1 pseudogene is annotated in these 619 nt (G+C 48.1%); it reads right to left on the reverse strand.

Annotated elements, in window-relative coordinates:
- Positions 1-132 precede the first annotated feature (132 nt).
- A pseudogene (locus FDX22_RS22620) lies at positions 133-619 on the reverse strand (DeoR/GlpR transcriptional regulator); the annotation flags it as partial.

The following is a 619-nucleotide window of genomic DNA, read 5'->3' on the forward strand; positions in this document are numbered from 1 at the left end:
GCTCCTGTTATATCGCTAACATTAATTCTACGACTTTATCCTGTTAACGACAGGTAAAAAGTCTTAATTGGACTGTCGGATAAGTCTCAGAGAGAAGATGATCTGCCCGCGGACAAATCATCTGCTGAAGTATTATGCGTGAGCATCAATGATATTGACGGTTAAACCCGAGTGTTCAAGTTGCATTTGCACGCTGGCGCTGAGTCTGGAGTCCGTGACTACGCGACTGAATCTGTCTAACGGGCCCAGCGTGTATGGATGAATGGCCTCAAATTTAGAGCTATCGGTGAGTACAATCACCTCAGCGCCTTTTTCCAGAACCGCATTAACCACATCAGAGCGCATCATATCACGCCCGGTGAAGCCGGTGTCAGCCTGCCAGCCGTCAATACCGATAAAGGCTTTACTGAAATGTACCTGCTGAATAAACTGGCGAGTCAGCGGTCCGACCATGCTCTCGCTTTTTTTCTGATAGATCCCACCGAGGAGAATGACTTCACACGGTGTTTCTTTGAGCAGGTGCGCGATGTAGCTACTGACCGTGATGATGGTGACATCTTTTTGTTCTGCCAACGTTCTGGCCAGCAGCGCATTGCTGCTGCCATTTTCAATAAAGACG

The sequence above is a fragment of the Citrobacter sp. TBCS-14 genome (assembly GCF_005280805.1).
Lineage (GTDB): Bacteria > Pseudomonadota > Gammaproteobacteria > Enterobacterales > Enterobacteriaceae > Citrobacter > Citrobacter gillenii.